Origin of the sequence: Acidovorax sp. SUPP3334 (genome assembly GCF_030159055.1) — a bacterium.
In the GTDB taxonomy this organism is placed as follows: Bacteria; Pseudomonadota; Gammaproteobacteria; order Burkholderiales; family Burkholderiaceae_C; genus Paracidovorax.
Genome location: NZ_BQXQ01000017.1, coordinates 1 through 26,407, shown reverse-complemented (window position 1 = coordinate 26,407; position 26,407 = coordinate 1). Strand labels below are relative to the sequence as shown.

Annotated in this window: 18 protein-coding genes and 3 pseudogenes; 16 read left to right on the top strand and 5 right to left on the bottom strand. The window is 67.2% G+C overall.

What is annotated here, in order from left to right:
• Positions 1-7: 7 nt before the first annotated feature.
• From parC to AVHM3334_RS24050, 3 genes and pseudogenes are all read left to right on the top strand, one after another.
• The gene (parC, locus tag AVHM3334_RS11440) at positions 8-2,359 is read left to right on the top strand and encodes a DNA topoisomerase IV subunit A (RefSeq protein WP_284412364.1); all 2,352 of its coding nucleotides are present in this window, start codon (positions 8-10) and stop codon (positions 2,357-2,359) included.
• 147 nt (positions 2,360-2,506) lie between these two features.
• Positions 2,507-3,217: pseudogene (locus AVHM3334_RS24055) on the top strand (MCP four helix bundle domain-containing protein); the annotation flags it as partial.
• Positions 3,218-3,227: 10 nt separating this feature from the next.
• On the top strand, positions 3,228-4,196 hold the full coding sequence (locus AVHM3334_RS24050; protein WP_502869895.1) for a methyl-accepting chemotaxis protein: 969 nt from the start codon (positions 3,228-3,230) through the stop codon (positions 4,194-4,196).
• 219 nt (positions 4,197-4,415) lie between these two features.
• Here AVHM3334_RS24050 and AVHM3334_RS11430 read toward each other — a convergent pair whose 3' ends face one another.
• Both AVHM3334_RS11430 and AVHM3334_RS11425 read right to left on the bottom strand, forming a co-directional pair.
• Positions 4,416-4,874, bottom strand: a complete 459-nt coding sequence (locus AVHM3334_RS11430) for a RidA family protein (protein WP_284412363.1) — start codon at positions 4,872-4,874, stop codon at positions 4,416-4,418.
• A gap of 209 nt (positions 4,875-5,083) precedes the next feature.
• Positions 5,084-6,754 (bottom strand): methyl-accepting chemotaxis protein, encoded by a 1,671-nt coding sequence (locus tag AVHM3334_RS11425; RefSeq protein WP_284412361.1) that lies wholly within the window; start codon positions 6,752-6,754, stop codon positions 5,084-5,086.
• 212 nt (positions 6,755-6,966) lie between these two features.
• On the opposite strand from AVHM3334_RS11425, the gene AVHM3334_RS11420 reads away from it, so the two are divergent.
• The 4 genes and pseudogenes from AVHM3334_RS11420 (at position 6,967) to AVHM3334_RS11410 (ending at position 12,333) form a co-directional block, all read left to right on the top strand.
• Positions 6,967-9,531, top strand: coding sequence for a DNA internalization-related competence protein ComEC/Rec2 (locus AVHM3334_RS11420; RefSeq protein ID WP_284412359.1), 2,565 nt, complete (start codon positions 6,967-6,969; stop codon positions 9,529-9,531).
• A gap of 141 nt (positions 9,532-9,672) precedes the next feature.
• Complete coding sequence (locus AVHM3334_RS11415) at positions 9,673-11,133, top strand: circularly permuted type 2 ATP-grasp protein (protein WP_284412357.1); 1,461 nt, start codon at positions 9,673-9,675, stop codon at positions 11,131-11,133.
• An 85-nt stretch (positions 11,134-11,218) separates the two neighbouring features.
• Positions 11,219-11,287 (top strand): annotated as a pseudogene (locus AVHM3334_RS24045) (alpha-E domain-containing protein); the annotation flags it as partial.
• A 71-nt stretch (positions 11,288-11,358) separates the two neighbouring features.
• Positions 11,359-12,333, top strand: coding sequence for an alpha-E domain-containing protein (locus AVHM3334_RS11410; RefSeq protein WP_284412355.1), 975 nt, complete (start codon positions 11,359-11,361; stop codon positions 12,331-12,333).
• A gap of 48 nt (positions 12,334-12,381) precedes the next feature.
• Here the strand turns inward: AVHM3334_RS11410 and AVHM3334_RS11405 are convergent, their stop codons facing one another.
• The 3 genes from AVHM3334_RS11405 to AVHM3334_RS11395 all read right to left on the bottom strand — a co-directional run bounded on the left by AVHM3334_RS11405 (position 12,382) and on the right by AVHM3334_RS11395 (position 14,403).
• Positions 12,382-12,744, bottom strand: coding sequence for a DUF4148 domain-containing protein (locus tag AVHM3334_RS11405; RefSeq protein ID WP_284412353.1), 363 nt, complete (start codon positions 12,742-12,744; stop codon positions 12,382-12,384).
• A gap of 229 nt (positions 12,745-12,973) precedes the next feature.
• Positions 12,974-13,330: a VF530 family protein gene (locus AVHM3334_RS24040; RefSeq protein WP_502869894.1), complete on the bottom strand. Its 357-nt coding sequence runs from the start codon at positions 13,328-13,330 to the stop codon at positions 12,974-12,976.
• A 161-nt stretch (positions 13,331-13,491) separates the two neighbouring features.
• A complete protein-coding gene (locus AVHM3334_RS11395; RefSeq protein ID WP_284412351.1) occupies positions 13,492-14,403 on the bottom strand; it encodes a LysR family transcriptional regulator in 912 nt (303 codons plus the stop codon).
• Between the two features lie 166 nt (positions 14,404-14,569).
• Between AVHM3334_RS11395 and AVHM3334_RS11390 the strand changes: the two genes are divergently transcribed.
• The 9 genes and pseudogenes from AVHM3334_RS11390 (at position 14,570) to AVHM3334_RS11350 (ending at position 26,347) form a co-directional block, all read left to right on the top strand.
• On the top strand, positions 14,570-15,412 hold the full coding sequence (locus AVHM3334_RS11390; RefSeq protein ID WP_284412349.1) for an alpha/beta hydrolase: 843 nt from the start codon (positions 14,570-14,572) through the stop codon (positions 15,410-15,412).
• A gap of 218 nt (positions 15,413-15,630) precedes the next feature.
• A complete protein-coding gene (locus AVHM3334_RS11385) occupies positions 15,631-16,881 on the top strand; it encodes an efflux RND transporter periplasmic adaptor subunit (protein WP_284412347.1) in 1,251 nt (416 codons plus the stop codon).
• A 25-nt stretch (positions 16,882-16,906) separates the two neighbouring features.
• A pseudogene (locus tag AVHM3334_RS11380) lies at positions 16,907-20,155 on the top strand (efflux RND transporter permease subunit).
• A 32-nt stretch (positions 20,156-20,187) separates the two neighbouring features.
• Positions 20,188-21,660, top strand: a complete 1,473-nt coding sequence (locus AVHM3334_RS11375; protein WP_284412346.1) for an efflux transporter outer membrane subunit — start codon at positions 20,188-20,190, stop codon at positions 21,658-21,660.
• Between the two features lie 186 nt (positions 21,661-21,846).
• Positions 21,847-23,283 carry an NAD-dependent succinate-semialdehyde dehydrogenase gene (locus tag AVHM3334_RS11370; RefSeq protein ID WP_284412344.1) on the top strand — a complete coding sequence of 479 codons (1,437 nt, stop codon included), beginning with the start codon at positions 21,847-21,849 and terminating at the stop codon, positions 23,281-23,283.
• A gap of 125 nt (positions 23,284-23,408) precedes the next feature.
• Positions 23,409-24,035 carry a LysE family translocator gene (locus AVHM3334_RS11365; protein ID WP_284412343.1) on the top strand — a complete coding sequence of 209 codons (627 nt, stop codon included), beginning with the start codon at positions 23,409-23,411 and terminating at the stop codon, positions 24,033-24,035.
• Positions 24,036-24,455: 420 nt separating this feature from the next.
• The gene (locus AVHM3334_RS11360) at positions 24,456-24,932 is read left to right on the top strand and encodes a GNAT family N-acetyltransferase (protein ID WP_284412342.1); all 477 of its coding nucleotides are present in this window, start codon (positions 24,456-24,458) and stop codon (positions 24,930-24,932) included.
• 122 nt (positions 24,933-25,054) lie between these two features.
• Complete coding sequence (locus AVHM3334_RS11355) at positions 25,055-25,981, top strand: hypothetical protein (RefSeq protein WP_284412341.1); 927 nt, start codon at positions 25,055-25,057, stop codon at positions 25,979-25,981.
• A 3-nt stretch (positions 25,982-25,984) separates the two neighbouring features.
• The gene (locus AVHM3334_RS11350) at positions 25,985-26,347 is read left to right on the top strand and encodes a hypothetical protein (RefSeq protein WP_284412340.1); all 363 of its coding nucleotides are present in this window, start codon (positions 25,985-25,987) and stop codon (positions 26,345-26,347) included.
• Positions 26,348-26,407: the final 60 nt, after the last annotated feature.

Sequence of the window (26,407 nt, the reverse complement as noted above, 5' to 3'; positions counted from 1 at the left end):
ACCCCGAATGAGCGACCAAACCCCTCTCGATCTTTCCTCGCCTGACACGGGCGACAACCTGGGCCTGGCCGGCTACGCCCAGCGTGCCTACCTGGAATACGCGCTGTCCGTGGTCAAGGGCCGCGCGCTGCCCGACGTGTGCGACGGCCTCAAGCCCGTGCAGCGCCGGATTCTCTATTCCATGGACCGCATGGGCCTGGGGTATTCGGGCCCGACCCGCAACGTGGCGGCCAAGCCGGTCAAGAGCGCCCGCGTGGTGGGCGACGTGCTGGGCCGGTTCCATCCGCACGGCGACCAGTCGGCGTACGACGCCCTGGTGCGCCTGGCGCAGGACTTCAACCAGCGCTATCCGTTGATCGACGGCCAGGGCAACTTCGGCAGCCGCGACGGCGACGGCGCCGCGGCCATGCGCTACACCGAAGCGCGGCTGTCGCGCATCACCAGCCTGCTGCTGGACGAGATCGACGAGGGCACGGTCGATTTCATGCCCAACTACGACGGCAGCACGCAGGAGCCGCGCCAGCTGCCGGCACGCCTGCCGTTCGCGCTGTTGAACGGCGCCAGCGGCATCGCCGTGGGGCTGGCCACCGAGATCCCGAGCCACAACCTGCGCGAGATCGCCGATGCCTGCGTGGCGCTGATCAAGACGCCGCAGATGTCCGAGGCCGAGCTGATGGCCATCGTGCCCGGGCCGGACTATCCCGGCGGCGGCCAGATCATCAGCACGGCGGGCGACATCGCCGACGCGTACCGAACGGGGCGCGGCAGTTTGAAGGTGCGCGCGCGCTGGAAGATCGAAGACCTCGCGCGCGGCCAGTGGCAGCTCATCGTGACCGAGCTGCCGCCCGGCGTCAGCACGCAGAAGGTGCTGGAGGAGATCGAGGAAATCACCAACCCCAAGGTCAAGGCCGGCAAGAAAGCCCTGTCGCAAGACCAGGTGCAGCTCAAGGCCAGCGTGCTGGGGGTGCTGGATGCCGTGCGCGACGAGTCGAGCAAGGACGCGCCGGTGCGGCTTGTCTTCGAGCCCAAGACCGGCAAGGTGCCGCAGCAGGAGCTGATCACCACGTTGCTGGCGCACACGAGCCTGGAGACTTCTTCGCCCATCAACCTGACCATGGTGGGTGGCGACGGCAAGCCCATGCAGAAGTCGCTGCGCAAGATGCTCGAGGAATGGATCGCCTTCCGCCAGGGCACGATCACGCGGCGTTCGCAGCATCGCCTGGCCAAGGTGCTGGACCGCGTCCACATCCTCGAAGGGCGGCAGATCGTGCTGCTCAACATCGACGAGGTGATCGCCATCATTCGCGCGAGCGACGAGCCCAAGGCGGCGCTGATCGCGCGCTTCGCGCTGTCGGACCGGCAGGCCGAAGACATTCTGGAAATCCGCCTGCGCCAACTGGCCCGGCTGGAAGCCATCAAGATCGAGCAGGAACTGAAGGAACTGCGCACCGAGCAGGGCAAGCTGGAAGACATCCTGGGCAACCCGGGCTCGCTGCGCCGGCTGATGATCAAGGAGATCGAGGCCGACGCAAAGACCTTCGCCGACGCGCGCCGCACGCTCATCCAGGCCGAGAAGAAAGCCATCGCGGAAGTGCGCGTGGTGGACGAGCCCGTCACCGTGGTCGTCTCGCAAAAGGGCTGGGTGCGCGCGCGCAGCGGGCACGGGCATGAGGCGGGCAGCTTCGCCTTCAAGGCGGGCGACGGTCTGTACGCCACGTTCGAATGCCGCACGGTCGATACGCTCCTGGCCTTCGGCAGCAACGGCCGGGTGTATTCGGTGGCGGTGTCGGTGCTGCCGGGTGCGCGGGGCGACGGGCAGCCGGTCACCACGCTCATCGAACTGGAATCGGGCACGCAACTGCTGCATTACTTCGCAGGGCCGGCCACCGCCACGCTGCTGCTGGCCGGGTCGGGGGGCTACGGCTTCCTGGCCTCGGTGGAGAACATGACGGCGCGCCAGCGCGGCGGCAAGGCGTTCCTGTCGCTGGGCGAGGGCGAGACGGTGTGCCGCCCCTCCCACGCCTGGGGCACGAGCGGTGCGCAACTGCTGCCGGCGGCCACGCACGTGGCCTGCGCTTCGGCGGGCGGGCGCATCCTCACCTTCGAGATCGGCGAATTGAAGACCATGGCCAATGGCGGGCGCGGCCTGATGCTGATCGACCTGGAGCCGAAGGACACCCTGGCGGGCGCCGTGGCGTACACGCGCAGCATCCGCCTGGAAGGCCTGGGGCGTGGCGGCAAGGAGCGCGAGGAGACGCTGGAGATCCGCTCGCTGAACAACGCCCGCTCGCCCCGCGGACGCAAGGGCAAGGCGGCGGACCTGGGCTTCAAGCCTGCAGCGTTGTTCCGGGTCGAGTAATCCGACGGCCCTGGCTCTCCAGGGCAGGGCCGGGGCTGGGGTTTTCGCGCCTCCGCGCCCAAGGGTTTGTGCGCTGCACAAGCCCTCCAACCGTGCGCACCATGGGCCCTCCATCACTGGGTTTTACGGAGCCAACGGAGATCGGCCATGAAGAATCTGCGCATTTCCCACAAGCTCTGGTGGGCGGTTCTGGCGATCGTGCTCGCCCTGGCCGCCGTGGTCGGCACCTCGGCCGCCCGTTCTGCCGCCACGCAGGCGCGCTCTGCCCAGGTTTCGGCCGACACGGCCACCCGCGTGGAAGCGGCGCTGCGCTGGGCCGGCCTGACCGAAACCAATGCCGCGCGCACGCAGGCCATCATCGTGAGCACCGACCCGGCCTTGGAGGCCGAGTTCAAGGACCTGATCGCCGCCACGTCCGCGCAGATCACCGAGGTGCAGAAATCGCTGGAAGCCTTGCCGCTCTCGGACGCCGACAAGGCGCAGATGGCGGCCATCGCCGCCACCCGCAAGGGCATGACCGATCTGCGCACCCGTGCCCGCCAGCTGAAGTCCCAAGGGCAACAGGCCGAGGCCGCGACCCTGGTCAAGCAAAGCTACAACCCGGCCGTCGCCGCCTACCTGCAGGCGCTGCGCGACTTCGTGCAACTGCAGCAAAGGAATGCGGTGCAAGGGCAGGAGGCCGTGGCGGCGGATCGGCTGGTGACGGTGCGCATGGGCGCACTGGCGGTGGCGCTGCTCGTGGCGGCCATCGTGGCGGGTGCGTACTTTCTCATTCGCAGCATCCAGCAGCCGCTGGCCGAGGCCAACGCGCTGGCCGCGCGCATCGCGGGCGGCGATCTGAGCGCCGCGAAAACTTCGGTGCGCGGCGATGAGTTCGGCGAGCTGCTGCGCTCGCTGCAGACCATGGGCGATTCGCTGGGCCGCATGGTGCAGCAGGTGCGCCGCAGCACCGACAGCATCGCCATCGCCAGCGCGGAGATCGCCGCGGGCAATCAGGACCTGTCGGCGCGCACGGAGCAGACGTCGAGCAACCTGCAGCAGACCTCGGCGACCATGGAGCAGTTCTCCAGCACCCTGCAGCAAAGCGCCGGCAGCGCGCGCGAGGCGAGCGGGCTGGCCGAAGGCGCCTCGGGCGTGGCGCGGCGCGGCGGTGAGGTGGTGTCCCAGGTGGTGGCCACGATGGAAGAGATCCAGCAGAGCAGCCGCAAGATCGAAGACATCATCGTCGCGGCTGGTGCAGGACGCCGGGGCCACGATGGCGGACATCGTGCAGTCCGTGCAGCGCGTGGCCGACATGATCGGCGAGGTCACGGCGGCGGCCACGCAGCAGAGTTCCGGCATCGCACAGGTGAACCAGGCCGTCGGCCACCTGGACCAGATGACCCAGCAGAATGCCGCGCTGGTGGAAGAGAGTGCCGCGGCCGCGCAAAGCCTGCGCGAGCAGGCGGACCATCTGGCCAGGACGGTGTCGGCGTTCCGGGTCGATGGAGAGCCCGGTGCCGTGGCGAGCGCTGCGCCGGCCATGGGCGCCGCAGCGCGCGCGCCAGCCGCCGCGACCGTCGTTGCGCGCATGCCCGCCCCGGCTGCGTCATCTGCTGCTGCCCTCGCTGCAGCGAAGGGCGGTCGCGGCGCGCCGGCTTTGGGCACGGCGGCCCGTCAGGCGGGTACGCCCGTCCCGGCAGCGCAGCCGGGCGTCCGACGCACCAGTGCGACGGGCTCGGGCGCCGCCAAGTCTGCTGCGCCAGCGCCGTCTCGCACCCCTGCGCTGGCCAAGCCGGCGGCCGTGGCTGCGGGGGCCAAAGGCAACGGCGGCGATGACGACTGGACGTCTTTTTAAGGGAGTGTTGGGGTGCCGGTACCGCTGAAGCTTTTCAGCGGTCGGCGAGCACCTTGCCATGGCAGCGCCCTAGGCTCCGGGCGGGCACAGAGGGCACAGAGGGCACAGCCGGAACGGCGGACGTTCCGGAATGGAGGAACTGTGTTGCGCTGGGTCAGAGGCCAGCGCCTGCTGCCCCGGTCCCGCGCGATGCCGACCCGTGGGGCCGGCGATGCTGGATCAGCCCAGTTCGGCGATCAGTTCGATTTCGACGCAGGCGCCCATCGGAATCTGCGCCACGCCGAAGGCGCTGCGGGCGTGGATGCCCTTGTCGCCGAACACCTGGCCGAACAGCTCGCTCGCGCCGTTGGTCACCAGGTGCTGCTCGGTGAAGTCGCCCGTCGAATTCACGAGGCTCATCACCTTGACGATGCGCTGAACGCGGTTCAGGTCGCCGCCGGTGGCCGCATGCAGCGTGCCCAGCAGGTCGATCGCCACGGCGCGGGCCGCGGCCTTGCCTTCTTCGGTGGTGATGCTGCGGCCGAACTGCGCCGCCCAGGGCTTGCCGTCCTTGCGGGCGATGTGTCCGCTCAGGAACACCAGGTTGCCGGTCTGCACGTAGGGCACGTAGGCCGCGGCAGGCACGGAGACGGGGGGCAGGGTGATGTCGAGTTCTTTCAGCTTGTCGTAAACGCTCATGGTGTTCCTCGGGGCAGCGGTGGAAGGCAAAACGGAAGGCGAAATGCCACGGACAGAGAGCCCGTGGCACAGCGCGCAAGTGTTGCACAACCCGCCTGGCGTTTCGAACCCGGCGCGGCCCACCCGAGCGTCGAAAGGCTTTCGCCAGGGCCGCAGCCGCTTCGGTTCAGCGAACCGCCCGGGTCACTGCACCCCGAGGTGGCGCGCGCTCAGGCCAGGGCGGGGCGCCGCGCGCCGTAGGCCGGAAGTGCCTTGGCGAGGCTGCGCGGGCTGCCACCGGGCGGAAGGCTCGTGGCGGCAGGCAAGGCGGCATGGGCGTTGAGCTTGAAGATCGCCACCGCGTCCAGCAGCCTGCGCGTTTGCTGCTCCAGGCTCTGGGCGGCCGCGGCGCTTTCCTCCACCAAGGCGGCGTTCTGCTGCGTGGTCTGGTCGATCTGGCTGATGGCCTGGCTGATCTGGCCCACTCCGATGCTCTGCTCGGCGCTGGCGCCGCGAATCTGCGCCACCATCTCGGTCACGCGCTGGATCGCGCCGACCACGTCCTGCATCGTGCGGCCGGCCTGATCGACCAGGTCCGTTCCCTGCGACACGCGCTCCACGCTGGTGCCGATCAGGCCCTTGATCTGCTTGGCGGCTTCGGCCGAACGGCCCGCCAGGTTGCGCACTTCCGAGGCCACCACGGCGAAACCGCGGCCCTGTTCGCCCGCACGGGCCGCTTCCACCGCCGCGTTCAGCGCGAGGATGTTCGTCTGGAAGGCGATGCTGTCGATCACGCCGATGATGTCGGAGATCTGCCGCGAGCTGTCGTTGATGTCCTTCATGGTCTTCACCACCTGGGTCACCACGCCGCCGCCCTGGGTCGCCACCGTTGCGGCGTTCTGCGCCAGCTGGTCGGCCTGCTTGGCGTTGTCGGCGTTGTGGCGCACCGTCGTGCTGAATTGCTCCATGGTCGAGGCCACTTGCTCCAGCGAGCTGGCTTGCTCTTCGGTCCGCTGGCTCAGGTCGGTGTTGCCGGTGGAGATTTCCATCGATCCGGTGGAGATGGAATCGCTGGCGTGCCGCACTTCGGCCACGATGGCCACCAGGCTCTTTTGCATGGTGCCCAGCGAGGCGAGCACGCTGCCGGGCCGGGCGTTCGCCAAGCCTTGCATGTCGGACAGGTCGCCCTCGGCCACGCGCTGTGCCGCCAGGCTCAGCTCGGCAGGTTCCGCACCCAGGGCGCGGGTCAGGCTGCGGGTGATCAGCACGCCGGCCGCCGCTGCCGCAGCGAAGGCCAGCAGGCACGCGCCCAGCAGCAGGGAGCGCTGCCACTGGAATTCGGCCTCGGCCTCCTGGACCATCGCGGTGGCGCGCCGATCCGTGGCGACGGAGTATTCGTTCGTCCTGGCGATCAGTGCCGCCAGCAGCGGGCGGCATTCCGCGTTCATCTTGGCGATGGCCTGATCGCGCTGGCCCGTCACCGCCAGGTTGATGATGTCCAGCGCCACTTTTCCGTAGGCTTGCTCCACCTTGTCGATTTCGGTCACCAGGTTCTTGACGGAAGGCGGCACCTCGTTGTGGCTCACCATGTCTTTCAGTTTGCCCAGGCTTTCCTGGACACTCTTGTGCGCTTCCAGGGCCGCTGCCTTTTCAAGCGCCATGTCGGCGGGGCTCGTGACCAGCACCAGGTTGCGTGCCGCGATGGCGCGGCTGTCCACCGCGGCACGCACCTGTTCGGCCAGCTTGGCGCGCACGTTGACGCCATGCACGTAGTCGTTGAAGTTCTCCCTGGCACCGTTCAGCCCCCACACCGCCACGCTGGAGGCCAGCAGCACCAGCAAGGCCAGCACGCCGAATGAGAGCGTCAGCTGCGCACGGACGGTGAGATTTCGAACGGACATGAAAAAACTCCTCGAAGCATAAAAGTGATAAATATGATTCAAATGATACGTCACAATATGTAAAAGTAAAGTCGAAACTGATTGGCGGGCTGTATCGAAGCCGTGATGCCGTTAGATGGAAAACGACTGATGCCAATTGGAGACAGAGCCGGCCCGCATCTTTCGCCCGCCATCTCCGAAAGCCGCCCCTCTCCACCATTAGCATCCCGGGCATGTCGCCTTCCACCCACGGCCCCGATGCTCCGGAGCCGCCTTCTACCGGCCGCCCCTGGCGGCTGCCATGGTGGCTTTGCGGCGTGCTGGGCGGGGCGGTTGTGCAGTTGGCGCAGGCGCACTTGTGGACCACGGCGGTGTATGCCATGGCGGCGACCTGCGGAGTGGCCGGGACGCTGGCCGCTGCGGCGCTCCCCGGCCGCATGCTGCCCCGATGGTGCCGGTCGCGCGGCTTCATGTTCGCCGCCGGGCTGGTGGCCATGGCTGGCGTGACGGGTCTGCGGGCCATCCTGTTTTCGAGCGGGGCCTTGCCGGACGCGCTGGAGGGGCGGGACATCCGCATCGTGGGGCTGGTGGCCGCCATGCCCCAGGTGGCCGACACGGGCGTGCGGCTGCGCATGGCGGTGGAGTCGGCGGAGCTGGACGGCCGGAACGTCGCCGTGCCGCCGCTGATCGACGTGGCCTGGTACACGGGCGCCTTCGGCGAGGCGGCTGGCGTGGCCGACGTGCGGCGCCTGGCGGCCCAGGTGCGGGCGGGCGAGCGCTGGCACATGACGGTGCGCCTGAAAGCACCCCACGGCCTGCGCAATCCGCATGGGTTCGATTCCGAACTGTCGTGGTGGGAGCAAGGCGTGCAGGCCACCGGATACGTGCGCAACGGCCTGCGCGACGAGCCACCGCAGCGGATCGATGCCACCTGGAACTACCCGGTGCAGCGCGCCCGCCAGCGGGTGCGCGATGCCATCCTGGCCCATCTCGCCCCTGTCGGCATGGAGCCGGGCACGGACGATGGGGACGGCATGGCCCGGGCCCGCGCTGCGGGCGTGGTGGCGGCGCTGGTCACCGGGGACCAGCGGGCCATCGACCGGGCCGACTGGGATGTCTTTCGGGCCACGGGCGTCGCGCACCTGGTCAGCATTTCGGGGCTGCACATCACGCTGTTCGCCTGGCTCGCGGCGGCGGTTGTGGGCGCGCTGTGGCGCAGGGGTCCTCGGCTGTGCCTCGCATTGCCCGCGCCCACGGCGGCGCTGGCTGGCGGCGTGCTGCTGGCCTGGGCCTATGCGCTGTTCAGCGGCTGGGGCGTGCCGGCGCAGCGCACGGTGTGCATGCTGGCTGCAGTGGCGCTGTTGCGGCTGTCCGGCCGGCGCTGGCCGTGGCCGCAGGTCTGGCTGCTGGCTTGCGCGGTCGTCGTGCTGTTCGATCCCTGGGCGCTGCTGCAGGCCGGGTTCTGGCTCAGCTTCGTGGCGGTGGCGGTGCTGTTTGCTTCCAATTCGATAGCAATAGGGGCAGAAAAGACGGCGGCACCGGGCCGATTCGTATCGATGCTGCGCGAGCAGTGGGTGGTGACGCTGGCCCTCACGCCGCTCACGCTGCTGCTGTTCGGGCAGGTGTCGGTCGTGGGCCTGCTGGCCAATCTGGTGGCGATTCCGTGGATCACGCTGGTGGTCACCCCGCTGGCGCTGGGCGGCACCGTGTGGTCGCCGTTGTGGACCGCTGCCGCGTGGTCGGTGCAGCCGTTCGCCGCGCTGCTGCTGGGGCTGGCCGCCTTGCCGTGGGCGTCGCTGTCTTTGCCGGCAGCGCCCGTGTGGGCGGGCGTGGCCGGCGTGGCGGGTGGCACGCTGCTGGCCCTGCGCGGCCCCTGGCCATTGCGCGCCCTGGGGCTGCCGCTGCTGGTTCCCGTGCTGCTTTGGCAGCCGCAGCGCCCGCCGCCCGGCCAGTTCGAATTGCTGGCGGCCGATGTGGGGCAGGGCCAGGCCGTGCTGGTGCGCACGGCGCACCACGCCATGCTGTACGACGCCGGGCCGCGCTATGGACTGGAGAGCGATGCCGGCGACCGGGTGCTGGTGCCGCTGCTGCGCGCCCTGGGGGAGCGGATCGATCTGCTGATGCTGAGCCATCGCGACACCGATCACACGGGCGGTGCGGCGGCGGTGCTGGCGCAGCAGCCGAAGGCGGGGCTCATGGGGTCGATCGAAAACGAACACGCCTTGCAGCAATTGCGCCCTGCCGTGCCCTGCGTGGAAGGCCAACGCTGGGCGTGGGACGGCGTGCTGTTCGAAGTGCTGCACCCGCACGAGGCGCAGGCGCTGGACGTACACGCATTCCTGTCCGTGCCGGCTGCCGGCCCGCGCGCTGCCGTGCGGCCCAACACGCAGAGCTGCGTGCTGCGCATCACGGCCGCGGCCACACCGCAGGGCAAGCCGCCCTCGGCGCTGCTGGTGGGCGACATCGAGCAGGCGCAGGAGGCGGCCTTGCTCGCGCGCGGCCTGGTGGCGCCGGTCGATGTGCTGCTGGTGCCCCACCACGGCAGCAAGACCTCATCGAGCGCGGCGTTCCTGGACGCGGCCCGTCCACGCACCGCACTGGTGCAGGCGGGCTACCGCAACCGGTTCGGCCACCCGGCGCCCGAGGTGGTGGCGCGGTATCGCGACCGGGGCGCGGTGCTGGTCGATTCAGCGCATTGCGGCGCGGCCACCTGGGCGTCCGCCTCGCCAGGCCAGTGGCGGTGCGAACGCGACGCGGCGCGCCGCTACTGGCACCACACGCCGGCCCCGCTGCGTTAGTGGCGGGGCGGACGGGCGGCGAACCGCGTGCCGCCGTTCGATGCGGTTTCATGGGCCGTCTCGCGCAATGCATGGATGAGTCGCGAAAGTCGGCTGAATCCGGCGCACAACTTGCTATGCTGGTTGCAGGAGGCACCAGTTATGCAGAAGTTCGATGAGATGTACACGATGCTGCCGTTCGACGGCAGCGACGTGCGCCCCCACTACAAGCGCTACGGCCAGTGGCTGTCGGCCCAGCCGGCCGATGCGATGCAGGCGCGCCGCGCCGAAGCCGAAATGATTTTCCGCCGCGTGGGCATCACCTTCGCGGTGTACGGCGCCAAGGACGAGGATGGCGCGGGCACCGAGCGGCTCATTCCCTTCGACCTCATCCCCCGCATCATTCCCGCGCACGAGTGGGCGCGCATGCAGCAGGGGCTGGTGCAGCGCGTGACGGCGCTGAACCGTTTCATCCACGACGTGTACCACGGCCAGGACATCCTGCACGCGGGCATCGTCCCCTCCGACCTGATCCTGAAAAACGCCCAGTACCGGCCCGAGATGGCCGGCGTCGATGTGCCGCGCGACCTGTACGCGCACATCGCGGGCATCGACATCGTCCGCGCCCCGGACGCCAGCGGCAACGGCATCTACTACGTGCTCGAAGACAACCTGCGCGTGCCTTCGGGCGTGTCGTACATGCTGGAAAACCGCAAGATGATGATGCGGCTGTTTCCCGAGCTGTTCCGCACGCACCGCGTGGCGCCCGTGGCCCACTATCCCGATCTGCTGCTGGACACCCTTCGCGCCAGCGCCCCGGCCGCCACGGCGCAGCCGACGGTGGTGGTGCTCACGCCCGGCATGTACAACAGCGCCTACTTCGAGCATGCCTTCCTCGCCCAGCAGATGGGCGTCGAACTGGTCGAAGGGCAGGACCTGGTGGTCAAGGACGACTTCGTCTACATGCGCACCACGCGCGGCCTGCAGCGCGTGGACGTGATCTACCGCCGCGTGGACGACGATTTTCTCGACCCCAAGGTGTTCCGCTCCACCTCCACGTTGGGCTGCGCGGGCCTCATGAACGCCTACCGCGCGGGCAACGTCACGATCTGCAATGCCGTGGGCACGGGGATCGCCGACGACAAGTCGGTGTACCCCTACGTTCCCGACATGATCCGCTTCTACCTGGGCGAAGAGCCCATTCTCGCCAACGTGCCCACCTGGGTTTGCCGCAAGCCCGACGATCTGGCTTACGTGCTCGACCACCTGCACGAACTCGTCGTGAAGGAAGTACACGGCGCCGGCGGCTACGGCATGCTCATCGGACCGGCCGCCACCAAGGCCGAGATCGAAGACTTCCGCGCGGCCGTGCTGGCCAACCCGTCCGGCTACATCGCCCAGCCCACGCTGTCGCTGTCCAGCTGCCCGACCTACGTGGAGTCGGGCATCGCACCGCGCCATATCGATCTGCGCCCCTTCGTTCTGAGCGGGCAGAAGGTGCAGATGGCGGCCGGCGGCCTGACCCGCGTGGCCCTCAAGGAAGGATCGCTCGTCGTGAATTCATCGCAAGGGGGGGGCACCAAGGACACCTGGGTGCTCGGGGAAGAAGGGAGCGTTGCATGAAGACGCAGGCCCTTCGATATTTCCGTGCATTGCGCCATTGCACGCATTTGCAGGTGGTTCGTGAAGTTTCTGTTGGGGAGAGCGCATGCTGAGCCGCACTGCCGATCATTTGTTCTGGATGTCCCGCTACACCGAGCGGGCAGAAAAGACCGCCGCAGGCGGGCTTTCATCAACACACCGCGAGTGCGCGCAGCGCGTGCGGGGTTTTCTGCCCGAGGAGAGCGCATGCTGAGCCGCACCGCCGATCATTTGTTCTGGATGTCCCGCTACACCGAGCGGGCAGAAAACACCGCCCGCATGCTCAACGTGAGCTACGAAACGTCGCTGTTGCCGCAGTCCGCCGCCGTGGCGCAGGAAAGCTGGCTGGGCCTGCTGTCGATCAGCGAATTGATTCCGGCCTATACCGCGCGGCACGGTGAGGTCACGCGCGAAGGGGTGCTGGAGTTCATGGTGCGCGATGGCGACAACCCGTCCTCCATCCTCTCGTGCCTGCGTGCCGCGCGCGAGAATGCGCGCGCCGTGCGCGGCTCGCTCACCACCGAGGTGTGGGAAACCCAGAACCAGACCTGGCTGGAACTGCACCGCCAGTTGGAAGGCAACTTGTTCGAGCGCGATCCGGGCCAGTTCTTCGAGTGGGTCAAATACCGCTCGCACCTGTCGCGCGGCGTGACGCTGGGCACCATGCTGCAGGACGAAGCGTTCCACTTCCTGCGGCTGGGCACGTTCCTGGAGCGCTCGGACAACACCGCCCGGCTGCTGGACGTGAAGTTCCACGCGGTGCAGAGCGACTTTCACGGCTCGGTGACGCGCGACCGCAGCCGCGCCGCGCCGCAGGAGTTCGACTTCTACCACTGGAGCGCGATCCTGCGCAGCGTGTCGGCCTTCGAGGTGTACCGCCGCGTGTACCGCGACGTCATCACGCCCGAGCGCGTGGCCGACCTGCTCATCCTGCGCCGTGACATGCCGCGCTCGCTGCATGCCAGCCTGCACGAGGTGGGCGAGAACCTGGCGGTCGTCGCCAACGACCAGTCGTCCGAAACCCAGCGCAAGGCGGGCCGGCTGCTGGCCGACCTGCGCTATGGCCGCATCGACGAGATTCTGTCCACGGGCTTGCATGCCTACCTCACGCAGTTCCTGGACCGCGTGAACGAACTGGGCGCGGGCATCAGCCGCGATTTCCTCCTGCCGGTGCCGGGCTGAAGCCTGCTGCGCCGCAGCGCCTGGGCGTCTTCCAACCGCCGCGCCGGGTCAAGGTGCCGCGGCGCCGCCGGCCACGGCCGTTTGCGCCAGTGCATCGCATTCGGGCACGGCGCGGTTCACGGGCGGGCTCGGCAGGCCGTGGGACTGCATGGCCATGAAATCCAGCTCCCCCGAGGCGCAGGCGCAGAGCAGCTCCGCCACCACCTCGTCGCGCGTGCGGCCTGCGTTGGCGTTGGCCGCATCCTTCATCGGCACCGATGCCACCGCGGCGGTGCCGGTGGCCACATGCGCTGGGGGCAAGGGTGGCACCTGCGCCACTGCCGCCGAAGCGGCTGCAACGGCACACAGGGCATAGAGGGCGAAGGCGGTGCGAAAAGGCGTCTGGCCTGAACGGTTCAAAAGGGTCGGCATGAAAGGCTCCTCAGGGGCGGTTTGAAGGGGCGGAACGGCGTGCTGCCTTCCGTGCCTCCAATGTGCCCACCCGGGCTTTTCGCTGCGAGCCGATTGCGACGAATGCGCCGCCGAGGCGCGTGAACTGCTGCCGTGCGGCGTGAACGTGAACGTGAACGTGAACGAATCGGGGCGGGGCGCCGCGCCTGTCAGGCAACGGGCCTGCGCTGCATCGCCGTGCCGGCCGCGATCAGCTTTGGCCGCCGCGCTGGCGCTTTTGCTCGCGCAGCATGAAGAGGTACAGGCTCTCTACCTTCTCGCGCGCCCAGGGCGTCTTGCGCAGGAACTTCAGGCTCGACGCCACGCTGGGGTCGCTTTGAAAGCAGCGCAGCGCCACGCGGTCGGCCAGTCCCTCCCAGCCGTAGTGGTCGTGCAGCGCGACCACGATGGCTTCGAGGGTGAGGCCGTGCAGCGGGTTGCGCGGTTGCCGGGCCGGCTGCGTGCCCGGTGCGGGAGAGCTGGAGGGTGCTTCGCCGGACGCACTGGACGCAATGGGGTTGGCGGGCTCGCGGGGTTCGCTGGCTTCAGGGACTTCGGATTCAGTCATGGCGGCAAGCATACGGCCCGCGTGGCCGGCCTGGTGCGGCACGGCAGGGGTCTGCATGAAAAAAGGCTCCAGCGCATATTCCACTAGGGGATTGTGCTATCAATAATGTAGCAATTGATTCGGGGCGGAAAAAAGGGTTCCATGAGGGCGGCGGGCCGCCCTCACCGCTGCATGTGCTTTTCGTTCGCGAACAGTTCCGCTGCCCAGTCCACGAAGGCCCGCACCTTGGCGCTCAGGTGCCGGTTGGGCGGGTACACCACATAGACCGGAATGGGCGGAATGTGCCAGTCGGGCAGTATCCGCACCAGGCTGCCGCGCTCCATCAGGCGGGCCGCCTGGAACAGCGTGATCTGGCCCACGCCGCGCCCCGCGACCAGCGCGGCCGAGTAGGCGTTGGATTCGTTCACCGCCAGTTGCGAGGGGCCGGTGATCTCGATCATCTTTCCGTCGCGCACGAACTCCAGCGGGTAGCGGCGCGTGGACAGGGGCGAGAAATAGATCACGCTCTTGTGGTCGGTTTCCAGATCCAGCGGGTGGCCGGGCGTGCCGTGGCGCTCCAGGTACGACGGCGCAGCGACGGTCACGAAGTCCAGGTTGCCGATGCGGCGCGCCACCAGCGACTGGTCGGTCAGCTCGCCACCGCGGATCACGCAATCGACGTTGTCGCCGATCAGGTCCACCGGCCGGTCGCTCACGCCCAGGTCGATCTGGATGTCGGGAAAGCGCGCCTGGAACTCTTCGAGCCGCGGAATGATGAGCAGCCGCGCCACCGACGAGCCCACGTCCACCCTGAGACGGCCGCTCGGCGTGGCGCGCGCGTGCGTCATGCTGGCCTCGATGTCGTCGAAGTCGGCCAGCAGGCGCACGGTGCGGTCGTAGTAGGCCGCGCCGTCGGCGGTCACGGTCACGCGGCGCGTGGTGCGATTGAGCAGCTTCACGCGCAGCCGCGCCTCCAGCGCCTGAACGTGCTTGGTGATGGTGGCCTTGGGCAATTGCAATGAATCGGCAGCGCGCGTGAAGGTGCCGGCCTCCACCACCCTCGCGAATATCCGCATGGCCTGGATCTGGTCCATGGGTTCTCCTTCTCTCTCTGGCCCCGAATGGGGCCAGGGAATTTTCACACGGGCCGACGCCGCCGATTGTTGTGCAATCGGAAACAGAGCTGTGGCGTTTGGCGGATTTATTGTGGGCGGTCGCGTCGCTACATTTCACATCACCCGGTCTTGTCCGGTCACCGCCATGTCCAGCACCCAACCTACATCGCTCCCATCGTCCTCCTGCACCGACACCACCATTGAGGTGGCCAAGGGGCAGGAGGTGACCGTGCGCATGTATGGCCGCAAGAAGCCGAAAGAAACACTGCCGCTGGTGGTGCATTTTCATGGCGGCGCCTTCGTGGCGGGCGATCTGGACAACGGCTGCACGGTCGGCCAACTGCTGGAGCGTGCCGGCGCGCTCGTGGTTTCGGTCGCGTACCCGCTCTCGCCCGACCATCCTTTCCCCCAGCCGGTGGATGCAGGGTACGCCGTGCTCAAGTGGGTGCACAAGCATCGCACCCGCCTGGCCGGTCCCGGCGCCAGCGTGTATGTGGCCGGCGAAGAGGCGGGCGGCAATCTGGCCGCCGGTGTGGCGTTGATGGCGCGCGACCAGGCCCATCCTCCGCTGGCGGGGCAAATCCTTCTCTCTCCCATGCTCGATCCCTGCGGCGGCACGCCTTCGGTGCGCGCGGCGATGGGCGAGTCCACGGCCTGCAAGTGGGCCGACGGGTGGCTGCAGTTCCTGCGCTGCACCCGCGATGCCGAGCATCCCTATGCGGTTCCCGCGATGGCCCAGCGCCTGGCAGGTTTGCCGCACACCCTGGTTCTGGTGGGCGATGACGACCCCATGCGCGACGAGGCGCTGGCCTACGCCGCCCGGTTGCAGGCCGCCGGGCTTGAGGTCACGCGGCACGTGTTCACCAAGGCAAACCAATGGCCCGACGCGCTGCTGCAGTCCGGCAATGGCCAGTGCCCCTGTGCGCCAGAGGTCCAGGCGCAGTTCCGCCTTTTCTTCGAGGCCACCCGATGGACCGCACCGTCCTGAACACCCGCTGATTGCCCATTGCCTACTGACCGCTGCTGACGGCTGACCGCGGCGCGCATTGACCTCAACGGTGGTTGAGGTTCGATGCTGCGCATCGCCGTTTGCAGCGGCATCCCGTTGTTTCCTGCTTTTTCTGGCCATTGCGTGCCGGAAGGGGCGTGCTTTGCCCGATCGATTTCACGTTTTTGCCGTTTGAACAAACCCGGAGGACTTCCACCATGAACCCGCAACAATCCATGCCTTCCCGTCGCCGCTGGTGGGCTGCCGCCGGCGCTGCAGCCGCCGTCGCCGCCGCTGGCGGTGCCGTCTTCGGATTGCAACCATCGCATGCCGAATCCCCCAACCCCCAGGCCGCGCCGCCTGCCGTGCCGGTGTCGGTGGCAGCCGTGCTGCAGCAGGAGATCGCCCTGTGGGATGAATTCTCGGGCCGGCTGGAAGCCGTGCAGCGCGTGGACATCCGCCCCCGCGTGGGCGGCGCCGTCCAGGCGGTGCACTTTCGTGAAGGCTCGCTGGTCAAGCAGGGCGACCTGCTCGTCACCGTGGACCCCGCGCCCTATGCGGCCGAAGTGGACCGCACCGAAGCGCAGGTCGTCGCCGCGCAGGCCCGCGTTTCCTACACCCGCAGCGAGATGGAGCGTGCCACCCGCCTGTGGGAAGAGCGTGCCATCGCCCAGCGCGAGCACGACGAGCGCGTGAACGCCCAGCGAGAGGCCGATGCCAACCTGCGTGCCGCGCAAGCCGCACTGCAGACGGCGCGCCTGAACCTGGGGTACACGCAAGTGCGTGCCCCGGTGTCCGGCCGCGTGGGCCGTATCGAAGTGACGGTGGGCAACCTGGTGGCCGCTGGCGCGGGTGCGCCGATTCTGACCACGCTGGTGTCGGTCAGCCCTATCTACGCGAGCTTCGACGCCGACGAGCAGATCGTGGCCAAGGCGCTGGAAGGCCTGCGCTCGGGCAAGAGCGCACGCACGCTCATCGAGAGCATTCCGGTGCAGATGGGCACGGGCACGGCGGGCGGCACGCCGCACACCGGGCACCTGCAACTGATCGACAACCAGGTCGATACCCGCAGCGGCACCGTGCGCGTGCGCGCCGTGTTCGACAACGCCGACGGCGTGCTCATTCCAGGCCAGTTCGCGCGCATTCGCATGGGCCAGGTGAAGAACACCCAGGCCGTGCTCATCAACGAGCGCGCCGTGGGCACCGACCAGAACAAGAAGTACGTGATGGTGGTGGGCGAAGGCAACAAGGCCGAATACCGCGAAGTGCAGCTCGGCGCGCCGGTGAACGGCCTGCGGGTCGTCACCTCGGGCCTGAAGGCCGGCGAGCGCATCGTGGTGAACGGCCTGCAGCGCGTGCGCCCCGGTGCCCAGGTCGCCCCGCAAGACGTCCCCATGACCGCCAAGGCCGAACTGGGCGGCGACGGGGCCCAGCAGGCCCGCACCGCCGTGAAGCAGCCCGCAGCGTGATCGCGGAGCGCCAAGAAAGAACGCCATGAATCTCTCCCGCTTTTTCATCGACCGCCCGATTTTTGCCGGGGTGCTGTCGGTGCTCATCTTCCTGTCCGGGCTGATCGCGCTGCGCGCGCTGCCGATCTCGGAATACCCCGAGGTCGCACCGCCTTCCGTGGTGGTGCGCGCCCAGTATCCGGGCGCAAACCCCAAGGTGATCGCCGAAACCGTGGCCACGCCGCTGGAGGAATCCATCAACGGCGTGGAAGGCATGCTCTACATGGGCAGCCAGGCCACGACCGACGGCGTGATGACGCTGACCGTGACCTTCGCGCTGGGCACCGACCCCGACAAGGCGCAGCAACTGGTGCAAAACCGTGTTTCGCAGGCCGAGCCGCGCCTGCCCGAGGAAGTGCGCCGCCTGGGCGTCACCACGGTCAAGAGCGCGCCCGACCTCACCATGGTCGTGCACATGGTCTCGCCCAACGGACGCTACGGCATCGACTATTTGCGCAACTACGCCGTGCTCAACGTGAAGGACCGGCTCGCCCGCATCACCGGCGTGGGCCAGGTGCAGATCTTCGGCGGCGGCGACTATTCGATGCGCGCCTGGCTCGACCCGCAGAAGGTCGCGCAGCGCGGCCTGTCCGCAGCCGATGTGGTGGCCGCCATCCGTGGCCAGAACGTGCAGGCCGCCGCCGGCGTGGTGGGCCAGTCGCCCGGCTTGAAGGGCGTGGACATGCAGTTGTCCATCAACGCGCAAGGGCGCCTCACGACGGAAGAGGAGTTCGGCGACATCATCGTCAAGACGGGCAGCGACGGTGCGGTGACGCGCCTGCGCGACGTGGCCCGGCTGGAACTGGGCGCGGCCGACTACTCACTGCGTTCGCTGCTCAACAACGACCCGGCCGTGGGCATGGGCGTGTTCCAGGCGCCGGGCTCCAACGCGCTGGACATCTCGGCCAACGTGCGCAAGACGATGGCCGAGCTGCAAAAGAACATGCCCGAGGGCGTGGAGTTCCGCATCGCCTAAGACCCGACGCAATTCGTGCGCGCCTCGATCAAGTCGGTCATCCAGACCTTGCTGGAGGCCGTGGCGCTGGTGGTGGTCGTGGTGATTCTGTTCCTTCAGACCTGGCGCGCCTCCATCATTCCGCTGCTGGCCGTGCCGGTGTCGGTGGTGGGCACGTTCGCCGTGCTGCATTTGCTGGGCTTTTCGATCAACGCTTTGAGCCTGTTCGGTCTGGTGCTGGCCATCGGCATCGTGGTGGACGACGCCATCGTGGTGGTGGAGAACGTGGAGCGCAACATCGGGGCGGGCCTGACCCCGCGCGAGGCAACGTACCAGGCCATGCGCGAAGTGTCCGGCCCCATCATCGCCATCGCGCTGGTGCTGGTGGCGGTGTTCGTGCCGCTGGCCTTCATCAGCGGGCTCACGGGCCAGTTCTACCGCCAGTTCGCGGTGACCATCGCGATCTCCACGGTGATCTCGGCGATCAATTCGCTGACCCTGTCGCCCGCGCTCAGCGCACTGCTGCTCAAGGGCCACCATGAGCCGAAAGACGCTCTGACGCGCGGCATGGACAAGGTGCTGGGCGGGTTCTTTCGCCGCTTCAACAGCGTGTTCCACCGCGGCTCCGAAGCCTACAGCGGCGGCGTCAAGCGCGTCATCGGCCGCAAGGCGCTGATGCTGGTCATCTACGCCGCACTGGTGGCAGCCACCTGGGGCCTGTTCAAGATCGTGCCGGGCGGCTTCGTGCCCGCGCAGGACAAGCAGTACCTGGTGGGCTTCGCGCAGCTGCCCGACGGCGCCACGCTGGACCGCACCGAAGACGTGATCCGCCGCATGGGCGAGATCGTCAAGAAGAACCCCAACGTGGAAGACGCCATCGCCTTCCCGGGCCTGTCGATCAACGGCTTCACCAACAGCTCCAACTCCGGCATCGTGTTCGTCACGCTGAAGCCCTTCGCCGAGCGCCACCGCGCAGACCAGAGCGGCGGCGCCGTGGCGGGGCAGTTGAACCAGGCTTTCGGCAGCATCCAGGACGCGTTCATCGCCATGTTCCCGCCGCCCCCCGTGGCGGGCCTGGGCACCACGGGCGGCTTCAAGCTGCAGATCGAAGACCGCGCCTCGCTGGGCTACGAAGCCATGGACGCCGCCGTGAAGTCCTTCATGGGCAAGGCGTACCAGACGCCGGAACTCGCGGGCCTGTTCACGAGCTGGCAGGTCAACGTGCCGCAGCTGTACGCCAACATCGACCGCACCAAGGCGCGGCAACTGGGCGTGCCGGTGACCGACATCTTCGAGACGCTGCAGATCTACCTGGGCAGCCTGTATGCCAACGACTTCAACCAGTTCGGCCGCACGTACAGCGTGCGTGTACAGGCCGATGCGGCCTACCGCGCGCGGGCCGAGGACGTGGGCCTGCTCAAGGTGCGATCGACCACGGGCGAGATGGTGCCGCTGTCGGCGCTGATGAAGCTCGAACCCAGCTTCGGCCCCGAGCGCGCCATGCGCTACAACGGCTTCCTGTCGGCCGATGTGAACGGTGGGCCCGCGCCCGGCTTCTCGTCGGGCCAGGCGCAGGCCGCCATCGAGCGCATCGCCGCCGAGACGCTGCCGCAGGGCATCAGCTTCGAATGGACTGAGCTGACCTACCAGGAAATCCTGGCCGGCAATTCCGCCGTGCTGGTGTTCCCCATCGCCATCCTGCTGGTGTTCCTGGTGCTGGCCGCGCAGTACGAGAGCCTGACGCTGCCCATCGCCATCATCCTGATCGTGCCGATGGGCCTGCTGGCCGCGATGACGGGCGTGTGGCTGAGCGGCGGCGACAACAACGTGTTCACGCAGATCGGGCTCATCGTGCTGGTGGGGCTGTCCGCGAAAAACGCGATCTTGATCGTGGAGTTCGCCCGCGAGCTGGAGTTTGCCGGCCGCACGCCGGTGCAGGCCGCCATCGAGGCCAGCCGCCTGCGGCTGCGCCCCATCTTGATGACGTCGCTGGCGTTCGTGATGGGCGTGCTGCCGCTGGTGCTGTCCACCGGCGCGGGCGCCGAAATGCGCAGCGCCATGGGCGTGGCGGTTTTCGCCGGAATGATCGGGGTGACGGCCTTCGGCCTGTTCCTCACGCCGGTGTTCTACGTGGTGCTGCGCCGCCTGGCCGGCAACCGGCCGCTGCAGCAGCACGGCAGCCACACCGCGCCCCTGACCGGTACGTCCGGTGCTCCCGGGGCCGGTCCCGGCGCCGTGGCCCACCCCGTGCTGGCATCGCCACGCGGGCATGACGAATGAGCGAGCGAAGGAGTCTTGCAATGACTGCCCCCATGAAGTCGATTTTTATGCCGTCCTGGTCGCGCCTGGTGCCGCTGGCCGCAGCCCTGGTGCTGGCCGGCTGCATGAGCAGCCCGGTCGCCCCCGCACCCGAGCATGGCGGCGTGGCCGTGCCGGCCACGTTCAGCGAGGCCGACGGTGCGCGGTCCTGGACCACGGCACCCCCTGCCGAAGCGCAGCCGCGCGGCGAATGGTGGCTGGGCTTTCAGGACCCGGTGCTGAATGGCCTGGTGGAACGTGCCGGCCGCGGCAACACCACCGTGCAGGAGGCCGCCGCGCGGCTGGCAGAAGCCCGTGCGCTGCTGCGCTCGGCCGATGCCAATCGCGCCCCGCAGGTCGGCGTGTCCACGGGCGTTTCGCGCCAGGCGGGCGCCAACACCGCGACGGGCGGCCCGGTGCCGGCCACGTTGGCCACGGCCGGCCTGAACGTGTCGTACGAACTCGACCTGTTCGGTCGCCTGTCGCAGGCCAGCGACGCCGCGCGGCTCGACGCGCAGGCACGCGACGCGCTGCTGCAGAGCACGCGGCTCATGGTGCAGGCCGATGTGGCGCAGACCTATCTGCAATGGCGCTCGGTGCAGGCCGAGCGCACGCTGCTGGAGGAAAGCATGGCCGCCTACCGCGACACGCTGCGCCTCACGCAGCGGCGCTACCAGGCCGGCGACGTGGCCGAGCTGGACGTGGCGCGCGTGCAGACGGAAGTGGCCGCCACCGAGTCCGAAGCGCTGGCGCTGGAGCGCCAGCAGGTGCTGCTGAACAACGCCCTGGCGGTGCTGGTGGGCGATGTGGCCAGCGGCTTCACCGTGGCGCCCGCCGCCGGTACAGGCACGGCTGGCGAAGCCGTGCTGCCGGTGATTCCCGCCGGCGTGCCCGGCACGGTGCTGGCACGCCGGCCCGACGTGTCGGCGGCGCAGGCCTCGGTGCTCGCGGCGCAGGCGCGCGTGGGCGTGGCGCAGGCGGCCTGGTTTCCGGCCGTCACGCTGACCGGCAATGGCGGCTATGCCTCGCCCGAGTTGGGCGACCTCTTCAAGTGGTCGGCCCGCTCGTGGGGCATCGGCGCGCTGCTGTCGCTGCCGATCTTCGACGGCGGCCAGCGCGCCGCGCAGGAAGAGGGCGCCCGCGCCCGGCTGGAAGGCGCACTGGCAGCGCACCGCGGCCAGGTGCTCACGGCGTTCCGCGAGGTGGAGGACCAACTGGGCGCACTGCGCCTGCTGGCAGGCCAGGCCGAAGCCCAGAGCCGCGCCGTGCAGGCCGCCGCGCGGGCGACCCAGCTGTCGGACTCGCGCTACCGAAACGGCCTGGTGAGCCAGCTCGAACTGCTGGACGCGCGCCGCAGCGAACTGCGCAACCGCCGCCAGGCGCTGCAGGTGCGCACCGCGCAATACACGGCGACGGTGGGGCTCATTCGCGCGCTGGGCGGTGGCTGGGGAGATGCCCCGGCGCAGGTGGCCGCCGCGCGGCCCTGACCGGTGCAAGGCCGCGGCGGCGGGCTTCGAGGGCTGCTCCCACACGGCCGCCGCGGGTGTCTCCCGACGGGCTGCACGCCTGGGCGAACGGGCCTATAGTTGCCCGTTGCTGCCGCGCGGCCTCGGCGCCCGCGGCAGGGTTCGCCCCTTCTTTTCACCCATCCAGTCAGCAGGAGCATTCACACAATGAGTTACCCCAGCACCCGCCTTTTCATCGCAGGCCAGTGGCAGGACGCCGCCGACGGCAAGTCCATCGCCGTGCACAACCCCGCCACCGGCAAGGAGATCGGGCGCGTGGCGCATGCCGGCAAGGCCGACCTGGACCGTGCCCTGGAAGCCGCGCAAAAGGGCTTCGAAGCCTGGCGCGACATTCCCGCGGTGGACCGCGCCAAGACCATGCGCCGCGCCGCCGCCCTGATGCGCGAACGCGCTGACGCCATCGCCGCGATCATGGTGCAGGAGCAGGGCAAGCCCCTGGCCGAGGCCCGCATGGAGACCATGGCCTCCGCCGACATCATCGAGTGGTTCGCCGACGAATCGCAGCGCGTGTACGGCCGCATCGTGCCGTCCCGCAACCTGGCCGCGCGCCAGATGGTCGTGAAGGACCCCGTGGGCCCCGTGGCGGCTTTCACGCCCTGGAACTTTCCGATCAACCAGGTGGTGCGCAAGCTGGCGGCCGCCCTGTCGGCCGGCTGCTCGATCCTCGTGAAGGCGCCGGAAGAAACCCCGGCCAGCCCGGCTGAACTGATCCGCGCTTTCGCGGACGCGGGCGTGCCGGCCGGTACGGTGGGCCTGGTCTATGGCGATCCGGCCGAAATCTCCAACTACCTCATCCCGCACCCGATCATCCGCAAGGTGACCTTCACCGGCTCCACGCCCGTGGGCAAGCAATTGGCGGCCCTCGCCGGCAAGCACATGAAGCGCGTGACCATGGAACTGGGCGGCCACGCTCCGGTGATCGTGGCGGAAGACGCCGATGTCGAACTGGCCATCAAGGCCGCCGGCGGCGCCAAGTTCCGCAACGCGGGCCAGGTGTGCATTTCGCCCACGCGGTTCCTGGTGCATGAAAGCATCCGTGCCGAGTTCGTGGCCGCGCTGTCGCGCCACGCGCAGGGCCTCAAGGTGGGCAACGGCATGGCCGACGGTACCCAGATGGGCCCGCTGGCCAACCCGCGCCGCATCACCGCCATGGCCGACCTGATGGCCGACGCGGTGCAGCAGGGCGCGCAACTGGCCACCGGCGGCGAACGCATCGGCACCGAAGGCAACTTCTTCCAGCCGACCGTGCTGAACGACGTGCCGCTGTCGGCCCGCATCTTCAACGAAGAGCCCTTCGGCCCCGTGGCCGCGGTGCGCGGTTTCGAGAAGATCGAAGACGCCATCGCCGAAGCCAACCGCCTGCCGTTCGGCCTGGCCGGCTACGCTTTCACGCGCTCGCTCAAGAACGCGCACCTGCTGTCGCAGCGCCTGGAAGTGGGCATGCTGTGGATCAACCAGCCTGCCGCGCCTGCGGCCGAACTGCCCTTCGGCGGCCTGAAGGATTCGGGCTACGGCTCCGAAGGCGGTTCCGAAGCGGTGGAAGCCCACTTGAACACGCGCCTCGTGTCGATCATGAACGTGTGATCGCCGCTGGCGAGTGACATGGCCGCGCTGCACAGCGCGGCCTTTTTTTGGGTGGGCAGGCGGTGTCTCAGCCCTGCGCAGTCCGCCACCGGCTGGCAGGGGCGAGGCGCGAATATCATGGCCCGATGCTCACATTCGCCCAGCTGCTTGCTTTCCTTTTGACCGCCGTGCTCATCACGGCCACGCCCGGCCCTGACAACCTGCTCGTGCTGGGCATGGGCATGTCCCGGGGGCGATGGCAGGGCATCGTGTTCGGCCTGGGTTGCGCGCTGGGGTGCCTGAGCCACACGCTGCTGGCCGTGGTGGGAGTGAGCGCGCTGATCGCCGCGTCGCCCGTCGCCTTCACGGGGTTGCGGTGGCTGGGCGGTGCGTATCTGATCTGGCTGGGCATTCAGGCGCTGCGCAGCCCCGGCGCCAGCCGCGTCGATGCCTCGGGCGCACCGGCGCAATCGCTCGGGAACCTGTTCTTCAAGGGCATGCTCGCCAATGCGATCAACCCGAAGGTGGTGCTGTTCTTCCTGTCGTTCCTGCCGCAGTTCGTGGTGCCTGCGCAAGGCAACGTCGCACTGCAGCTGGGCCTGCTGGGGCTCGTCTTCACGCTGCAGGCGGCGTTGCTGTTCGGGCTGCTCGGTTACTTTGCCGGCGCCATCGGTGCCTGGCTGAACCGCCGGCCCCGCGCCGGCCTGTGGCTGGACCGGGTGGCCGGCACGGTGTTCTTGGGGCTGGGCCTCAAGATGATCGCGGGCCGCTAGCCTTTCGAAATAGGCGCGGCTTTTCTCCGGGTTGCGGCTCAGGGAAAAACGACGGTAGTCATGCATTGATGCGCCTTGCGATGGGTGCGCCGGCTATCTGCTCACGTTCTGCGCTCCATCCTGGTGATGGAAACCTTGGCACCAGTCGATAAGGGCCGATGCTTTCCGTGGCACGGCTGCCTCGGACGTTGCCGAGAGGATTCCGAAATATCGCCCCATGACCCACCTGCGTGGTTTCGGTTATCGAGCCAGAACGATTTCAATAAAAAAAACGGTTTGCAACAAATTGCCTGTACGGGCGAAACGCAAATCGCTAAAGTCATCCAGCTTATCTTTTTTGAACCCTCTGAAAAATGCCCGTGGGGCTTGATGGGATTCGAATTTTTTCCGGTATTTAAATAAATTATAGGGAGAATAAAAATGATCAATTTACTGTCCAACTGGCGTGCGCGTCAGCGCCTCGCTCATGTTCCAGAGATCACCATGGATGTGACAAGAAATTACTATATGACGTTCACAGCACCCAATCCGGATGTGAAAGTCGTGATCAAAAATCGCGAGGGAATGGCGGTAGGAGAGGCTTGTTATGCAGTCTCTCCTTTGAATGACCGTGTCTATGTCTATGACGTCGAAATTCTCAGCGCGTATCGGCGTCAGGGCTACGGCACAGCCTTGCTGAATTTCCTCGCCCAAAATTACAAAATTCCCATCACCGTCGTGAGAGAACTCGCCAGTTCCTGTGGATTTTGGAAATTTGCCAGAAGCTTGAGTTGTGCCGGGATTCACTTCACGCCACAACTTTCCGTGTCGGAGATGGCGGTTGAGTCAGAGCGTTGGGCCCACCTTCAAAAAAGTCGCAATGAATCGATGGGGCATCGCATCATGGTGGATAAATAAAAATGGCATGATTTGAATTCCCTTGTCATTGAAGCTGAAGTCGAGCAATTGACGTACGGTGAATTGCGGCAAGAACGAAATAAAATCAATCATTTTTTATTTATTAATAAAATTGCACGCGAATGAAGATTAATGCATTTTTTATCATTGGTGCAATATTGATTGTTGGAGGGGGCATTGCTTTGGTGCGATGGCAGGGGAATGTTTTGCCGGCAAGTAAATATGCCGAAACGACCCCTCTGGGCAAAACCTCCCAAAAAAATTTAGGGAACAGTTCGTCCAGCGACCTCAATTCAGGGGATAAAAATGCCCCTCCGTCGGTGAGTGCCAAATTGCTTGCAAGCGGTTTGAAAACACCGGTGCGTCCTGTCTGGCAAGGCGTTGTTGAATATCGCCAAGGTAAAAAAGATCGGCCGATACAGGAGGAGGTCGTCGCAGGGCTTTCTTTTTGTGCCTCTGCCGACCTGAACAGGGAGGCAGCGGTGGCAGAAAAGAGCCGTTCGGGTGTGACGGCTCAAACTGCCGCTCTGGATTCCAAAGTGCATGCCCAAAGCCAGATGTGTGCCCGCCTTTCAGATGCTGATTACGAACTACGCTCGGAGATTTTGAGCGGTTGGGCGAAAGACGGGGATTTGGAGGCGATGGTGGCTTTCTACACAGCGGGGCCCCTGGGAAAATGGGGTACATCCACTGGTCCTCAAACTCTGGAACACCCGAGAGTCAAAGAGTGGCAGGGGCAGGCAGTCTCATGGTTGAACGTGGCTGCACAGCAAGGGCAGATCGGTGCTCTGCTGCTCCTTTCCGATGTGTACGGCAACAAACCTGTGCCCGAGCGTCCGAATGCGGTATTCAGCGATCTTTACGATCCCACGCTTTCCTACGCTTATGCACACGCATGGCATTATCTGGCGGGTCGCGATGAATCAAAACGGCAGGCCTTGCTCAAGAGTAATTTTCTGAATGGGGCTGAATCGGGACTTTCTGAAGAGCAGCGCAAGTTGGGGCGTGCTGAGTCGAAAAAAATCATCGAATCATTGAATGGAAAGTAACTCATGGAGAAAATCAATCGGAAGGTGGTGGCTGCGGGCCTCGTTTCCATTGCAGTTGCGGTGTTGGCTGCTGATTATGGTCGCTTTCTTTGTGTTAACTGTTCTTCCATGCCGCCGTCACAGGAAGATATTGTATTTTTCGTGCGTACCGTTGTGAATTATGAGGTGAAGGCTTGGGCCAAAGGAGATAGCTTTGCGCTGTGCAATGGATCTGTTTGTCAGCAGCTGATCAATGAGACAGCGGAGGCCAAAATATTCGCTTATGGAATGCCCTATCCAGATCCCCGGACTGGGTATAAGGGAGCCTCTCACAACCCATGTTTGACGAATCCCAATAGGGACGAGTGGGCGCCAGCAGCCGTTTGAATGCGTGATGAGGGCCTGCGGCGGTCTGCGCCTTGTGCATGATGGGCCTTGCAGGCCCGG

Coding starts and splice junctions, on each gene's coding strand:
- parC (WP_284412364.1), top strand. CDS start 8: ATGAGCGACCAAACCCCTCTCGATCTTTCCTCGCCTGACACGGGCGAC.
- AVHM3334_RS24050 (WP_502869895.1), top strand. CDS start 3,228: ATGAGTTCGGCGAGCTGCTGCGCTCGCTGCAGACCATGGGCGATTCGC.
- AVHM3334_RS11430 (WP_284412363.1), bottom strand. CDS start 4,874: ATGAGCGTTTACGACAAGCTGAAAGAACTCGACATCACCCTGCCCCCC.
- AVHM3334_RS11425 (WP_284412361.1), bottom strand. CDS start 6,754: ATGTCCGTTCGAAATCTCACCGTCCGTGCGCAGCTGACGCTCTCATTC.
- AVHM3334_RS11420 (WP_284412359.1), top strand. CDS start 6,967: ATGTCGCCTTCCACCCACGGCCCCGATGCTCCGGAGCCGCCTTCTACC.
- AVHM3334_RS11415 (WP_284412357.1), top strand. CDS start 9,673: ATGCAGAAGTTCGATGAGATGTACACGATGCTGCCGTTCGACGGCAGC.
- AVHM3334_RS11410 (WP_284412355.1), top strand. CDS start 11,359: ATGCTGAGCCGCACCGCCGATCATTTGTTCTGGATGTCCCGCTACACC.
- AVHM3334_RS11405 (WP_284412353.1), bottom strand. CDS start 12,744: ATGCCGACCCTTTTGAACCGTTCAGGCCAGACGCCTTTTCGCACCGCC.
- AVHM3334_RS24040 (WP_502869894.1), bottom strand. CDS start 13,330: ATGACTGAATCCGAAGTCCCTGAAGCCAGCGAACCCCGCGAGCCCGCC.
- AVHM3334_RS11395 (WP_284412351.1), bottom strand. CDS start 14,403: ATGGACCAGATCCAGGCCATGCGGATATTCGCGAGGGTGGTGGAGGCC.
- AVHM3334_RS11390 (WP_284412349.1), top strand. CDS start 14,570: ATGTCCAGCACCCAACCTACATCGCTCCCATCGTCCTCCTGCACCGAC.
- AVHM3334_RS11385 (WP_284412347.1), top strand. CDS start 15,631: ATGAACCCGCAACAATCCATGCCTTCCCGTCGCCGCTGGTGGGCTGCC.
- AVHM3334_RS11375 (WP_284412346.1), top strand. CDS start 20,188: ATGAAGTCGATTTTTATGCCGTCCTGGTCGCGCCTGGTGCCGCTGGCC.
- AVHM3334_RS11370 (WP_284412344.1), top strand. CDS start 21,847: ATGAGTTACCCCAGCACCCGCCTTTTCATCGCAGGCCAGTGGCAGGAC.
- AVHM3334_RS11365 (WP_284412343.1), top strand. CDS start 23,409: ATGCTCACATTCGCCCAGCTGCTTGCTTTCCTTTTGACCGCCGTGCTC.
- AVHM3334_RS11360 (WP_284412342.1), top strand. CDS start 24,456: ATGATCAATTTACTGTCCAACTGGCGTGCGCGTCAGCGCCTCGCTCAT.
- AVHM3334_RS11355 (WP_284412341.1), top strand. CDS start 25,055: ATGAAGATTAATGCATTTTTTATCATTGGTGCAATATTGATTGTTGGA.
- AVHM3334_RS11350 (WP_284412340.1), top strand. CDS start 25,985: ATGGAGAAAATCAATCGGAAGGTGGTGGCTGCGGGCCTCGTTTCCATT.